Here is a 239-nt window from a genome sequence, read left to right as displayed (position 1 = left end):
AACTGAGCTAGTATCGCATTTGCTACATCCGTTAAGACGTAGACTTTAATAGATGGTGCCCCGGGCCGGACTTGAACCGGCACAGCGCGAACGCCGAGGGATTTTAAATCCCTTGTGTCTACCAATTCCACCACCAGGGCACGCAATTCTTTATTGCGATGCCGATTACTGAAAAGTAAAACACCATCTTAATGTCGAAGCCAATCAACATTACAAATTTTGGAGCGATACATCGGGTT

General features: G+C 46.0%; 1 tRNA gene. It reads right to left on the bottom strand.

Going from position 1 to position 239, the window contains the following annotated elements:
• Positions 1-53: 53 nt before the first annotated feature.
• Positions 54-140: transfer RNA gene (locus BCT49_RS06380), tRNA-Leu, on the bottom strand.
• Positions 141-239: the final 99 nt, after the last annotated feature.

It is taken from the genome of Vibrio lentus (genome assembly GCF_002875945.1).
GTDB lineage: Bacteria > Pseudomonadota > Gammaproteobacteria > Enterobacterales > Vibrionaceae > Vibrio > Vibrio apostichopi.
This window is presented reverse-complemented; position numbering and strand designations above follow the sequence as displayed.